This is a genomic window from Enterobacter soli (assembly GCF_964208575.1).
GTDB lineage: Bacteria > Pseudomonadota > Gammaproteobacteria > Enterobacterales > Enterobacteriaceae > Enterobacter > Enterobacter soli_A.
The window spans coordinates 167,686-180,649 of sequence record NZ_CAXOFU010000008.1 but is presented as its reverse complement, the minus strand read 5'-3'; the positions used below and the strand labels follow the sequence as shown (position 1 = coordinate 180,649).

Genomic DNA, 12,964 nt, shown 5'->3' with positions numbered 1-12,964 from the left:
CTCCCGTGGGAGAGGGAAGGGGTGAGGGCACCAGCCCGCACAGATTAGAAGTTGTAACCCACGACCAGGTAACCACCCCAGCCGGTAGAACGGACGCTGAAATCGCCATTACCGAAGTTCAGGCTTGCATCGTCGTTCCACTGACCACCGTTGTGCCAGTAACGCGCCACCACCGAGTAGTGCCAGTGATCGTAGTTCAGCGCCAGGATGTGGCTGGAGGCGATGGAGTCGTTGGTGCGCGCTTTCTTACCGTTCAGATCGCGGAAGTCGTTGTCGCCCAGGTCTGAGCCCCAGTCAAAGTTGGTGAAGCCGATATAGCTCAGGTTGCCGCCCCACAGCTGGGTGATTGGCACAAAGTATTTCACTTTGAAACGGTAGCCATCCCACTCGTTTTCGTTCGCTGCACCGTAGTTCTGCCACTGGTATTTAGCATACACGTTCAGGGACAGGCTCATCGGCAGGCCGGTGTCGATGTCAGTACCCAGACCCATGTACCAGGTGCTCTGGCGACCGGACGCGTTGCGGCCCATGTCGTAGATGTAGTTGTTCGCGAAGTACCACTCTTTGAACGGCCCGAAGCTCAGGTCAGTGCCGGTCAGCTTGTCGATGGAGAAGCGCGGTTCGATTTCCATGAACAGCGGAGAACCGTGGTTCCAGATACCTTTCGCATCGGTGTTACCGCCGAAGAAGACTGGCGCATCCATGTAACCATAGAAATCAAACCAGTCTTTCTTGGCGAACGCTTCGTATTCCAGGTAGGTATCGTTGCGGATCTGTGGCCCGAAACGGGTGTGGTAGCTGCCCACCACGTTAACGCTCTGGTGCCACCAGTCGGACAGGTATTGTGGTTTATCGTTTTCCGCTGCGTTAACAGTGAAAGAGGAGGAGAGTGCCAGCACTGCGCCAGCTGCGAGTAATGTTTTTTTCATAATCATGCCACTGATTGAAATTCCCTTCCGGGAGTGAAAAATGCGCGAATTGCGTTTCTAAATATTTCGTGTTTCTGCGGAGCCTATTATAGGAATCCTTGCTCACAAAAATATGTGTTGTTTCACATATCTCTCATGCGCGTAATCGATTGCGTTCACGTTTGCGTACTTTAAACGGCGGGGATTGTAACGGCAACCATTTATGTTGCCAATGTTTGCGGAGTGTAAATGTTAGCGGAGTAACATTGCACTCCGCTGGGGAAGGGGTTACTGCGCGGCGGGCTGGATGTCGTGAATGCGGACAAAACCTAACTGATCCGGGGCGATCCCGCTCAGCTGCAGCGGAATATCGACGTCGCTCGGCGCCAGAATGCTGGCGGGTGCGCTGAACAGCTGGTTTTTAACGTTCACTTCCTGGTAGTTTTCCGTGGTGCCCTGGATTTGACCCCACTCGACGGTGCCGGTAAAGGCCGGCAGCGGATGGTTGGACTCGCCCTGAATGCGCAATGTTGCGCGCGTACCATCGGCGTTAGCGGCCACGTTGACCAGCGACATTTTTAGCGTGCCGATCTGGCTGTTCAGCCGCGCAGGGGTGTTCGCGCCCGGCAGCAGATAAACGCCGCTGGTGGATTTGGCATTCAGCGCGTTTTGCTGGGTGATCTTCACGGTTTCTTTATTCAGCTTGTCCATGGCGGTGTTGAGCGTATTCACGCTTTGTTTCATTTCGCGGACTTCGGTTTGCTGTGCGCACGCACTCAGGGAGAAGAGGCTTCCCACCAGGAGAATTCTTAGGTAACGTCTTGTCATTGCGTTTATTTCCTTGAAAGAACGGATCGCCGTAATGGTAGCCAGCAACGCGCGGTCAGGCATAGATCCTTTGTCTCAAAAAGCGCTTTCCTTTGTTGTCTGCCCAGATCAGGGTAAAATAGACATCAGTTAAACAGATATCAGGGACACCGTATGCATTGCCCATTCTGCTCCGCTGTGGATACCAAAGTAATCGACTCTCGCCTTGTGGGCGAAGGTTCCTCCGTACGCCGCCGTCGGCAGTGTCTGGTTTGCAACGAACGTTTCACCACCTTTGAGGTGGCGGAGCTGGTAATGCCGCGGGTAGTGAAAAGCAACGACGTTCGCGAGCCTTTCAACGAAGAAAAGCTGCGCAGCGGGATGCTAAAAGCACTGGAAAAACGGCCTGTCAGCTCAGATGACGTCGAAATGGCCTTAAATCACATCAAATCCTACCTGCGCGGTACCGGCGAGCGCGAAGTGCCGAGCAAGATGATCGGCAACCTGGTGATGGAGCAGCTTAAAAAGCTCGATAAAGTTGCCTATATCCGCTTTGCCTCGGTGTACCGCAGTTTCGAAGACATCAAAGAGTTCGGCGAAGAGATCGCCCGCCTACAGGATTAAGCCCATGCAGGATGAGATTTACATGGCGCGAGCGCTGAAGCTGGCGCAGCGCGGGCGTTTTACCACCCATCCCAACCCGAACGTCGGCTGCGTTATCGTGAAAGACGGCGAAATCGTAGGGGAGGGGTTTCACTATCGCGCCGGAGAGCCTCACGCAGAGGTTCACGCGCTGCGGATGGCCGGGGAAAAGGCGCGCGGTGCCACCGCGTACGTCACCCTTGAGCCGTGCAGCCATCACGGGCGCACGCCGCCGTGCTGCGAAGCGCTGATTGCCGCCGGGGTCTCCCGCGTGGTGGCGTCGATGCAGGATCCTAACCCGCAGGTGGCGGGACGCGGTCTGTATCGCCTGCAGCAGGAAGGGATCGACGTCAGCCACGGCCTGATGATGCAGGACGCCGAAGCCATTAATAAAGGCTTCCTGAAACGTATGCGCACCGGGTTCCCGTTTATTCAGCTGAAGCTTGGCGCCTCGCTCGATGGCCGCACGGCGATGGCGGACGGCGAAAGCCAGTGGATCACGTCCCCGCAGTCAAGGCGCGATGTGCAACGTCTGCGTGCGCAAAGCCATGCTATCCTCACTACCGCTGAAACGGTGCTGGCTGACGATCCGGCGATGACCGTGCGTTGGGATGAGCTGAACGCCGATACCCAGTCGCGCTATCCGCAGGAGAATCTGCGCCAGCCGCTGCGCATTGTGATTGATAGCCAGAACCGCGTGACGCCGGAGCACCGTATCGTGCAGCAGCCGGGGGAAACCTGGATTGCGCGCACCAAAGAAGATGACCGTACCTGGCCGGAAGGCGTGCGCACCATTCTGGTGCCGGAACACAACGGACGCCTCGATTTAGTGGTGCTGATGATGTTACTGGGCAAACAGCAGGTGAACAGCATCTGGGTTGAAGCTGGCCCAACGTTTGCGGGCGCGCTGCTCCAGGCAGGGCTGGTGGATGAGATGATTGTCTACGTAGCGCCTAAACTGTTAGGTAGCGACGCGCGCGGCCTGTTTGTGCTGCCCGGCCTTGAAAAGCTGGCCGAGGCACCGCAGCTTAAATTCAGCGAGATTCGTCCGGTCGGCCCGGATGTCTGCCTCCATTTAACGACAGCGTAATTGCTCCCGAAATAGGGAAGCAGTGCGCAAAGTATTATGATAAAATCCGCCCCCCTGCGGGGCCAAATGAACCCGTAAAGGAAGAGTATGAACATTATTGAAGCTGCTGTAGCTACCCCAGACGCTCGCGTCGCCATCACCATTGCGCGTTTCAACAACTTCATCAACGACAGCCTGCTGGAAGGTGCGATTGACGCCCTGAAACGTATCGGCCAGGTAAAAGATGAAAACATTACCGTTGTTTGGGTTCCAGGTGCTTACGAACTGCCACTGGCAGCTGGCGCGCTGGCTAAAACCGGTAAATACGACGCGGTGATTGCGCTGGGTACTGTTATTCGTGGCGGCACTGCGCACTTCGAATACGTTGCGGGCGGTGCAAGCAACGGTCTGGCACACGTTGCCCAGGATGCTGAAATTCCTGTCGCGTTTGGCGTGCTGACCACCGAAAGTATTGAACAAGCCATCGAACGTGCTGGCACCAAAGCCGGTAACAAAGGTGCAGAAGCTGCACTGACCGCGCTTGAAATGATCAATGTATTGAAAGCCATCAAGGCCTGATTTTTTTGTAAGGGGAATTCCGTGAAACCTGCTGCTCGTCGCCGCGCCCGTGAATGTGCCGTCCAGGCACTTTACTCCTGGCAGTTGTCCCAGAACGACATCGCTGATGTTGAATACCAGTTCCTGTCAGAGCAAGACGTGAAAGACGTTGATGTTCTGTACTTCCGTGAACTGCTGTCGGGAGTGGCGACTAATAGCGCGTATCTCGATGGCCTGATGAAGCCATACCTGTCCCGCCTGCTCGACGAGCTGGGTCAGGTAGAAAAAGCAGTGTTGCGTATCGCGCTGTTTGAGCTGTCTAAACGTGATGATGTGCCGTACAAAGTGGCCATCAACGAAGCAATCGAACTGGCGAAAACCTTCGGTGCAGAAGACAGCCACAAGTTTGTAAACGGCGTACTTGATAAAGCAGCACCTGCGATCCGTCCCCACAAAAAGTGATCCGCAAACCGGAGTCTTGCATTGCCTTACCGGCAGTGCGGCTCCGGTTTTTTCTTTTCTTTGCTGAGGCATACGTATGGCTTGCGGCGAATTTTCCCTGATAGCCCGTTATTTTGACCGTGTCAGAACCTCTCGTCTTGATGTTGAAACGGGCATCGGCGATGACTGTGCACTTCTCAATATTCCCGAAAAACAGACGCTGGCGATCAGCACCGACACCTTAGTGTGCGGGCGTCATTTCTTACCGGATATCGATCCCGCCGACCTGGCGTACAAAGCGCTGGCGGTGAACGTGAGCGATCTGGCGGCGATGGGCGCCGATCCGGCGTGGTTGACGCTGGCCTTAACGCTGCCAGAGGTTGACGAAGCCTGGCTCGAGGCGTTCAGCGACGCGCTCTTTGACCAGCTTAACTATTACGATATGCAGCTGATTGGCGGCGATACGACCGCCGGCCCGCTGTCGATGACCCTTGCGATCCACGGCTACGTGCCGGTCGGACGCGCGTTGAAGCGCTCGGGTGCGAAGCCCGGAGACTGGATCTACGTTACCGGCACGCCGGGCGACAGCGCCGCAGGGCTGGCCATTTTGCAGGATCGCCTGAGCGTGAAGGATGCCGACGATGCCGCTTACCTGGTTCAGCGCCACCTGCGCCCGACGCCGCGCATTCTGCACGGCCAGGCGCTGCGCGAGCGCGCCAGTTCGGCTATCGATCTCTCGGACGGGCTGATCTCCGATCTCGGCCATATCCTGAAGGCCAGCGGCGTCGGCGCGCGCGTTGACCTCGATCTGTTCCCGCTCTCAGAGCCGCTTCGCCGCCACGTCGAACCCGAACAGGCGCTGCGCTGGGCGCTGTCCGGCGGAGAAGATTACGAGCTGTGCTTCACCGTGCCGGAGCTGAACCGCGGCACGCTGGACGTGGCGCTGGCGCATCTCGGCGCACCGTTCACCTGCATCGGGCAGATTATGCCGGAGAGCGAAGGGCTGCAGTTTATCCGCGAAGGCGCGCCGGTTGCGCTTGACTGGAAAGGGTACGATCACTTCGCGTAAGTTTGTGCGCTCTGTATTGCCGGGTGGCGCTGCGCTTACCCGGCCTACAAATAGGGTGCGATCGTAGGCCGGGTAAGGCGAAGCCGCCACCCGGCAAGTGTTTACTTAAACCCCACCACCGGATGCGGCTGATACGGCGTTTCCAGCTCCGCGATCTGTTCCGGCGTCAGCGTGATGTCCACCGCGCTCAGCAGCTCGTCAAGCTGCTCCTCCCGCGATGCGCCGATAATCGGTGCCGCTACGCCGCGTTTGCTCAACAGCCACGCCAGCGCCACCTGCGCGCGGGTGGCGCCCGTGTCATCGGCAATACCCGCCAGACGTTCGGCAATCAGCGCATCGCTCGCCTCGGTGCTGTCGTAGAGCTTTTTACCCACTTCGTCGGACACCAGTCGGGCGGTAGTTTCCCCCCACGGGCGGGTTAAGCGTCCGCGTGCCAGCGGGCTCCACGGAATGACCGCCACGCCTTCCTGATAGCAAAGCGGCAGCATCTCGCGCTCTTCCTCGCGATAGATAAGATTGTAGTGATCCTGCATGGTGACAAACCGCGCCCAGCCGTGCTGCGCCTGGAGATTCAGCGCGGTAGCAAACTGCTCTGCGTGCATGGAGGATGCGCCGATGTAGCGCGCCTTCCCGGCTTTCACCACGTCGTTTAACGCTTCCAGAGTCTCTTCAATCGGCGTGTTGTAATCCCAGCGGTGGATTTGCAGCAGGTCGACATACTCCATGTTCAGGCGTCGCAGGCTGTCGTCAATGGAGCGCAGGATCTGCGCGCGGGAGAGGCCTTCCGTCAGCGTGCCGGAAGGGTAATAAACCTTGGTGGCGACAACGATATCTTCGCGGCGCGCAAAGTCCCGCAGGGCGCGGCCGACAATCTCTTCGCTGCTGCCGTCGGAGTAGCTGTTGGCGGTATCAAAGAAGTTAATTCCGCCTTCCAGAGCGCGTTTAATGAGCGGGCGGCTGCTCTCTTCCGGCAGCGTCCAGGCGTGATTCCCCCGGTCAGGCTCGCCGAACGTCATGCAGCCGAGACAAAGGCGGGAAACCTTAAGGTCAGTTTTTCCTAATGTGTTGTATTGCATGCTCCACTCCTGCTGTTTTAAACATTACGTTTAAGCATAGCAGGAGCGGAAAAGGGGAGGGATTAGGCCAGCCAGGCGCGGATTTTTGCTTCGATACCCGCAGCGTCCAGGCCGATGTCGGCGCGCGCTTCGTCCTGAGTGCCCTGCGGAATGAAGCGATCCGGCAGGCCGAGGTTCAGCACCGGCACCGCCTTGCGGTTCGCCATCAGCACCTCGTTCACGCCGCTGCCCGCGCCGCCCATGATGGCGTTCTCTTCCAGCGTCACCAGCACGTCATGGCTCTCCGCCATGCTGAGGATAAGAGATTCATCGAGCGGCTTCACAAAGCGCATATCCACCAGGGTGGCGTTCAGCGTTTCCGCCACGGCGGCGGCTTCCGGCATCAGCGTACCGAAGTTCAAAATAGCGACTTTCTCACCGCGACGCTTCACCAGCCCTTTGCCGATGGCGAGTTTTTCCAGCGGCTGCAGCTCCACGCCCACGGCGTTACCGCGGGGGTAACGCACGGCGCTTGGGCCATCCTGATAGTGATAGCCGGTAAAGAGCATCTGGCGACATTCGTTTTCGTCGCTCGGGGTCATGATGACCATATCCGGGATGCAGCGCAGGAAGGAGAGATCGAACGCCCCCTGGTGCGTCTGCCCGTCCGCACCCACGATGCCCGCGCGGTCGATGGCGAACAGCACCGGCAGCTTCTGGATGGCAACGTCGTGGATAACCTGGTCGTAGGCGCGCTGCAGGAAGGTGGAGTAGATAGCGACAACCGGTTTGTAGCCGCCGATGGCAAGCCCGGCAGCGAAGGTGACCGCGTGCTGTTCCGCAATGGCAACGTCAAAATACTGGTCTGGGTATTTTTTGGAGAACTCCACCATGCCGGAGCCTTCGCGCATGGCCGGGGTGATCGCCATCAGCTTGTTGTCTTTGGCGGCGGTTTCGCACAGCCAGTCGCCGAAGATCTTCGAGTAGCTCGGCATGCCGCCGCTGCTTTTTGGCAGGCAGCCGCTGGTCGGATCGAATTTTGGTACGGCGTGGAAGGTGATCGGATCTTTTTCCGCCGGCTCGTAGCCGCGACCCTTTTTGGTCATGATGTGCAGGAACTGCGGGCCTTTCAGGTCGCGCATGTTCTTAAGCGTAGTGACCAGACCCAGCACGTCGTGACCGTCCACCGGGCCAATGTAGTTAAAGCCCAGCTCTTCAAACAGGGTGCCCGGCACGACCATGCCTTTGATGTGTTCTTCGGTGCGTTTGAGCAGCTCTTTGATGGGCGGTACGCCGGAGAAGACTTTTTTGCCGCCTTCGCGCAGCGTTGAGTAGAGCTTGCCGGAGAGCAATTGCGCCAGATGGTTGTTCAGCGCGCCGACGTTCTCGGAAATCGACATTTCGTTGTCGTTGAGAATGACCAGCATGTCCGGCTTGATATCGCCCGCGTGGTTCATGGCTTCGAAGGCCATACCTGCGGTGATTGCGCCATCGCCGATCACGCAGACGGTGCGGCGCTGCTTGTTCTCTTTTTCGGCGGCAACCGCGATGCCGATACCCGCCGAAATGGAGGTGGAGGAGTGGCCGACGCTTAAGACGTCGAACTCGCTCTCACCACGCCACGGGAACGGGTGCAGGCCGCCTTTCTGGCGAATGGTGCCAATTTTATCGCGACGACCGGTCAGAATTTTATGCGGATATGCCTGGTGACCCACGTCCCAGATTAACTGATCGAACGGCGTGTTATAGACGTAATGCAGCGCCACGGTCAGTTCAACCGTGCCAAGCCCGGAGGCGAAATGGCCGCTGGAGCGGCTAACGCTGTCGAGCAGGTAGCGACGCAGTTCGTCGCACAGCTTCGGCAGGCTCTCTTTCGGCAGCAGACGTAACTCCTGGGTGGAGTCCACTAACGCCAGTGTCGGGTATTTGGCAATATCAAAACTCATCAAAGGCTCATCGAGATAGGTAGTTTATTTATCACGCTGGATTATATAGTCCGCTAGCGCTTCCAGTGCCGAGGTATCCAGTGATTGGGCGGCCAGCTGATTCAGCGACTGGCGGGCATCTTCAATCAGGTCCCGGGCTTTACGTTGGGCTTGCTCAAGGCCCAGCAGGGCGGGGTAGGTACTTTTGCCAAGCTGCTGATCCGCACCCTGACGTTTACCCAATGTTGCAGTATCGCCCACCACATCCAGAATGTCATCCTGAACCTGGAAAGCCAGACCGATACTTTCTGCGTATCTGTCGAGGATCGGCAGGGCTTTTCGCCCCTGCTCGCCCGCGCTCAGCGCGCCCAGGCGAACGGCTGCACGAATTAACGCCCCTGTTTTATGACGGTGAATGCGCTCAAGCTGTTCCAGATTAACCTGACGTCCTTCGGCTTCCAGATCCAGCGCCTGTCCGCCGCACATGCCCGCCACGCCGCTGGCCGATGCCAGTTCGGAAACCATCGCCAGACGATCACGGTCGGCCACTTCATTCATTGGCGCATCGCTTAAGATCGAGAACGCCAGCGTTTGCAGGGCATCCCCCGCCAGAATCGCGTTCGCTTCGCCAAACTTAATGTGGCAGGTTGGCTGTCCGCGGCGCAGATCGTCATCGTCCATCGCCGGGAGATCGTCGTGGATCAGCGAATAGGCGTGAATACACTCAACGGCCGCCGCCGGGGCATCCAGCGTGCTTTCGCTGATGCCAAACATTTTGCCGGTGGCATAAACCAGGAACGGACGCAGGCGCTTTCCGCCTAAGAGTGCGCCATAGTGCATGGCCTCAACCAGTGGAGTGTTCTGAAAAGGCTGCGGTGCGATAAAGCGGCGCAGGGCGTCATCGGCTCGCCCGACGCACGCCTGAAGCTGGGTGGAAAAATCCATTTACTCGGCGTCCGGTGTGAAAGGCGTGGTGTTAGCGTCTTCGCTGTCGGAGAGCAGGATTTGCACGCGCTGCTCGGCCTGCTGCAGTTTGACCTGCCCCTGACGCGCGAGCTGCACGCCACGTTCAAATTCGTTGAGCGCGTCTTCCAGCGGCAGGTCGCCACTCTCGAGACGGGTAACAATCTGCTCCAGTTCACTCAGCGCAGTTTCGAAACTGGCCGGTGCGTCGTTCTTCTTCGGCATAGTGAATTGACTCTTAAATTTTAAGCCCCGACATGGTAACGGACTCGGGCGGATAAGCAAATAACGCGCAATGTGCACAGGAGCGACGCGATGGTGGTATACTTGCGCGCCTGGAAGCAGCCTTCGGTTAAAGGGGCTGCTGTACTTTTCCATTACAAGCCTTTCAAAGCTTGCCTAAGAAACATTGCCGCCATGAAGTTTATCATTAAATTGTTCCCTGAAATCACCATCAAAAGCCAATCTGTGCGTTTGCGCTTTATTAAAATTCTCACCGGGAACATTCGTAACGTATTAAAGCACTACGACGAAACGCTGGCCGTTGTTCGTCACTGGGACCACGTTGAAGTCCGCGCTAAAGACGAAAACAAGCGTCTGGATATTCGCGACGCGCTGACCCGTATTCCGGGCATCCACCATATTCTGGAGGTGGAAGACGTTCCTTTCACCTCTATGCACGACATCTTCGAAAAAGCGCTGGTGCAGTATCGCGACCAGATCGAAGGTAAAACCTTTTGCGTGCGCGTGAAGCGCCGCGGCAAGCACGAGTTTAGCTCCATTGAAGTAGAACGCTACGTGGGCGGCGGGCTGAACCAGCACGTTGAAACTGCGCGCGTGCGTCTGACCAACCCGGACGTGACCGTGAACCTGGAGATCGAAAACGATCGTCTGCTGCTGGTGAAAGGCCGCTACGAAGGTATCGGCGGCTTCCCGATCGGCACCCAGGAAGATGTGCTGTCGCTGATCTCCGGCGGTTTCGACTCCGGCGTCTCCAGCTATATGCTGATGCGTCGCGGCTGTCGCGTGCATTACTGCTTCTTTAACCTCGGCGGCGCGGCGCATGAAATCGGCGTTCGTCAGGTGGCGCACTACCTGTGGAACCGCTTCGGCAGCTCCCACCGCGTGCGTTTTGTGGCCATCAACTTTGAGCCGGTGGTCGGCGAAATCCTCGAAAAAGTGGACGACGGCCAGATGGGCGTGGTGCTGAAGCGCATGATGGTACGTGCGGCCTCCAAAGTGGCCGAGCGCTACGGCGTGCAGGCGCTGGTGACCGGCGAAGCGCTGGGCCAGGTCTCCAGCCAGACGCTGACCAACCTGCGTCTGATCGACAACGTGTCCGATACGCTGATTCTGCGTCCGCTGATCTCCCACGACAAAGAGCACATCATCGACCTGGCGCGCGAAATCGGCACCGAAGACTTCGCCCGCACCATGCCGGAATACTGCGGCGTGATCTCGAAAAGCCCAACCGTTAAAGCGGTGAAGGCGAAGATCGAAGCGGAAGAAGAAAACTTCGATTTCGACATCCTTGAGAAGGTGGTGGCGGAAGCGTCCAACATCGATATCCGCGAAATTGCCCAGCAGACCGAGCAGGACGTGGTTGAAGTTGAAACCGTGAGCGGTTTTGGCGCGAACGACGCGATTCTGGATATTCGTTCCATCGACGAACAGGACGATAAGCCGCTGAAAGTGGAGGGCGTGGAAGTGGTTTCTCTGCCGTTCTACAAGCTGAGCACTAAGTTTGGCGATCTCGACCAGAGCAAAACGTACCTGCTGTGGTGCGAGCGCGGGGTGATGAGCCGCCTGCAGGCGCTGTACCTGCGCGAGCAGGGCTTTGCCAATGTGAAGGTGTATCGCCCGTAGTTTATTGTCGGGGAGTGCGGCCTGATGCCCTCACCCCGACCCTCTCCCACGGGGAGAGGGAGAAAAGATAGATGAGCACGTGTAGGCCGGGTAAGGCGCAGCCGCCACCCGGCTTTTTTATTCGTAATAATTATAAATCCCCGCCGGCATCACCAGCGACGACGCCACTTCGTAGGCTTTTTCGCGCCCGACCAGCAGGTCGATAATCTTCAATGCAAAATCAATCGCGGTGCCCGGCCCCTGGCTGGTGAGAAGCTTAACGCGCGGATCCCAGACCACACGCTTATCCACCCACTGATCGTCCGGGATGCGGTCCTTCAGTGCCGGGAAGCCGGTCATGTTCCCGAGCGGGAACAGCTCGTGGGGAACCAGCACCGTGCCCGCCGCCGCGCAAATAGCCGCGACGATACGGCCGGAAAGATGGAACTGGCGCACCGTTTCAACCAGCAGCGGGCTGTCGCGGAAATTCTCGGCGCCCTTCAGGCCGCCGGGCAACACGATGATGTCGTAATCGCCGTCCGCCACCTGCACAAGCGGCGCATCCGCCAGGATCTTCACCCCGCGGGAGCAGGTCACGGCGAGGCTGCCGTCGCTGGCAACGCTTGCCGTGGTGACCGTAATGCCGCCGCGCACCATGAGATCGATGGTGGTGACCGCTTCCATCTCTTCGCTACCAGGGGCGAGGCAGACCAGTGCTGACGCGCTCATATTCACTCTCCTTACGTTTAACCATGTCATACAGGCGGGCGTTTTCAGGCACGCTGATGCCGTGTGCGCGGGCGCGCTTTAGCAGATACCCCGTAATGTAGTCAATCTCGGTGTGGCGTAGCCCCCGAACGTCCTGCAGCATCGACGAGATATTTTCCGCCGTGCTCTCAATGACCTGATCGACATAGTCGCGGATGTCATCTACCGAGGTGTGTAAGCCCTCACGTTCAATTACCGACGCAAGTTCAGCGCATAGGGCAGCCACCTCCTGCGGATGATTTTTCAGCTCGCCGTTCGGGCAGTTCCACAGCGCGGTCAGCGGGTTAATCACGCAGTTGACCGCCAGCTTGCGCCACAGCTGCGGGCGAATGTTGTCGTGCCAGGCCACGTCCGGCAGCACAGTTTGCAGCACGTCGGCCAGATAGCTGTAGTCGCCATCCTGCTCGCGAGCCGGGCCAATGTGCGTTACGCCGCTGGCGACGTGAACGATAATATTGCCGTCGCGACGGGCGGCGTGGGTGGTGGTCGCCATCAGCAGCGGCTGCCGGATGCTTTTCAGTTCATCAATGGTGCCCATGCCGTTGTGCAGCAGTAAAACGGGCGACGTGGGGGGGAGCTGAGAGGCCAGGGCTTTCACCGCATCGGACACCTGCCACGCTTTCAGGGTGACCAGCAGCAGGTCGCTCTGGGCCAGAAAATCGGGATCGTTGGCGGTGAGCGATTCGTTAAAGATACTTCCGTCTTCATCAATCAGGTTTACACTGCAATACGGCTGCGGGACGCGTAGCCAGCCTTGTACCTCGTGTCCGTGTTTGCACAGCGCCGTCAGCCAGAGCTGACCCAGCGCGCCGCATCCAAGCACAGTAATTTTCATTGTTCCTCCTCACCTGCAACTACGCCAGGTGTTACGGCCTAAGTATAGCGCCGTCAGCTAAGCTTCTCGTTATGCCTCG

The 12,964-nt window shown here is 58.1% G+C and carries 14 protein-coding genes; 6 read left to right on the top strand and 8 right to left on the bottom strand.

Annotated features, from left to right (window positions below; translation table 11 throughout):
* Nucleotides 1-44: 44 nt before the first annotated feature.
* Together AB6V08_RS10935 and AB6V08_RS10930 are read right to left on the bottom strand one after the other, a co-directional pair.
* Nucleotides 45-929: a nucleoside-specific channel-forming protein Tsx gene (locus tag AB6V08_RS10935; RefSeq protein ID WP_368542676.1), complete on the bottom strand. Its 885-nt coding sequence runs from the start codon at nt 927-929 to the stop codon at nt 45-47.
* 267 nt (nt 930-1,196) lie between these two features.
* Nucleotides 1,197-1,736, bottom strand: a complete 540-nt coding sequence (locus AB6V08_RS10930; protein WP_368542675.1) for a DUF3251 domain-containing protein — start codon at nt 1,734-1,736, stop codon at nt 1,197-1,199.
* Between the two features lie 153 nt (nt 1,737-1,889).
* Here AB6V08_RS10930 and nrdR point away from each other — a divergent pair, with 153 nt between their 5' ends.
* The 5 genes from nrdR to thiL all read left to right on the top strand — a co-directional run bounded on the left by nrdR (nt 1,890) and on the right by thiL (nt 5,494).
* Nucleotides 1,890-2,339 carry a transcriptional regulator NrdR gene (nrdR, locus tag AB6V08_RS10925; protein ID WP_234675142.1) on the top strand — a complete coding sequence of 150 codons (450 nt, stop codon included), beginning with the start codon at nt 1,890-1,892 and terminating at the stop codon, nt 2,337-2,339.
* A gap of 4 nt (nt 2,340-2,343) precedes the next feature.
* Entirely contained in the window at nt 2,344-3,447 is a 1,104-nt protein-coding gene (gene ribD, locus AB6V08_RS10920) for a bifunctional diaminohydroxyphosphoribosylaminopyrimidine deaminase/5-amino-6-(5-phosphoribosylamino)uracil reductase RibD (protein ID WP_368542674.1), read from the top strand.
* 87 nt (nt 3,448-3,534) lie between these two features.
* Entirely contained in the window at nt 3,535-4,005 is a 471-nt protein-coding gene (gene ribH, locus AB6V08_RS10915; protein WP_014882758.1) for a 6,7-dimethyl-8-ribityllumazine synthase, read from the top strand.
* Nucleotides 4,006-4,026: 21 nt separating this feature from the next.
* The gene (gene nusB / locus AB6V08_RS10910) at nt 4,027-4,446 is read left to right on the top strand and encodes a transcription antitermination factor NusB (RefSeq protein WP_014069107.1); all 420 of its coding nucleotides are present in this window, start codon (nt 4,027-4,029) and stop codon (nt 4,444-4,446) included.
* Nucleotides 4,447-4,522: 76 nt separating this feature from the next.
* Entirely contained in the window at nt 4,523-5,494 is a 972-nt protein-coding gene (thiL, locus tag AB6V08_RS10905) for a thiamine-phosphate kinase (protein ID WP_368542673.1), read from the top strand.
* Nucleotides 5,495-5,595: 101 nt separating this feature from the next.
* Here the strand turns inward: thiL and AB6V08_RS10900 are convergent, their stop codons facing one another.
* From AB6V08_RS10900 to xseB, 4 genes are all read right to left on the bottom strand, one after another.
* Entirely contained in the window at nt 5,596-6,570 is a 975-nt protein-coding gene (locus tag AB6V08_RS10900; RefSeq protein WP_368542672.1) for an aldo/keto reductase, read from the bottom strand.
* Nucleotides 6,571-6,632: 62 nt separating this feature from the next.
* The gene (dxs, locus tag AB6V08_RS10895) at nt 6,633-8,495 is read right to left on the bottom strand and encodes a 1-deoxy-D-xylulose-5-phosphate synthase (RefSeq protein ID WP_368542671.1); all 1,863 of its coding nucleotides are present in this window, start codon (nt 8,493-8,495) and stop codon (nt 6,633-6,635) included.
* 24 nt (nt 8,496-8,519) lie between these two features.
* The gene (gene ispA / locus AB6V08_RS10890) at nt 8,520-9,419 is read right to left on the bottom strand and encodes a (2E,6E)-farnesyl diphosphate synthase (protein WP_368542670.1); all 900 of its coding nucleotides are present in this window, start codon (nt 9,417-9,419) and stop codon (nt 8,520-8,522) included.
* On the bottom strand, nt 9,420-9,662 hold the full coding sequence (gene xseB, locus AB6V08_RS10885; protein ID WP_112018191.1) for an exodeoxyribonuclease VII small subunit: 243 nt from the start codon (nt 9,660-9,662) through the stop codon (nt 9,420-9,422). It lies immediately after the preceding gene.
* 192 nt (nt 9,663-9,854) lie between these two features.
* Between xseB and thiI the strand changes: the two genes are divergently transcribed.
* Nucleotides 9,855-11,303, top strand: coding sequence for a tRNA uracil 4-sulfurtransferase ThiI (gene thiI / locus AB6V08_RS10880; protein WP_368542669.1), 1,449 nt, complete (start codon nt 9,855-9,857; stop codon nt 11,301-11,303).
* A gap of 117 nt (nt 11,304-11,420) precedes the next feature.
* On the opposite strand, the gene yajL is transcribed toward thiI, so the two are convergent.
* Nucleotides 11,421-12,011 (bottom strand): protein deglycase YajL, encoded by a 591-nt coding sequence (gene yajL / locus AB6V08_RS10875; RefSeq protein WP_368542668.1) that lies wholly within the window; start codon nt 12,009-12,011, stop codon nt 11,421-11,423.
* The gene (gene panE, locus AB6V08_RS10870) at nt 11,974-12,885 is read right to left on the bottom strand and encodes a 2-dehydropantoate 2-reductase (protein ID WP_368542667.1); all 912 of its coding nucleotides are present in this window, start codon (nt 12,883-12,885) and stop codon (nt 11,974-11,976) included. Before panE ends, yajL begins: the two co-directional genes overlap by 38 nt.
* Nucleotides 12,886-12,964: the final 79 nt, after the last annotated feature.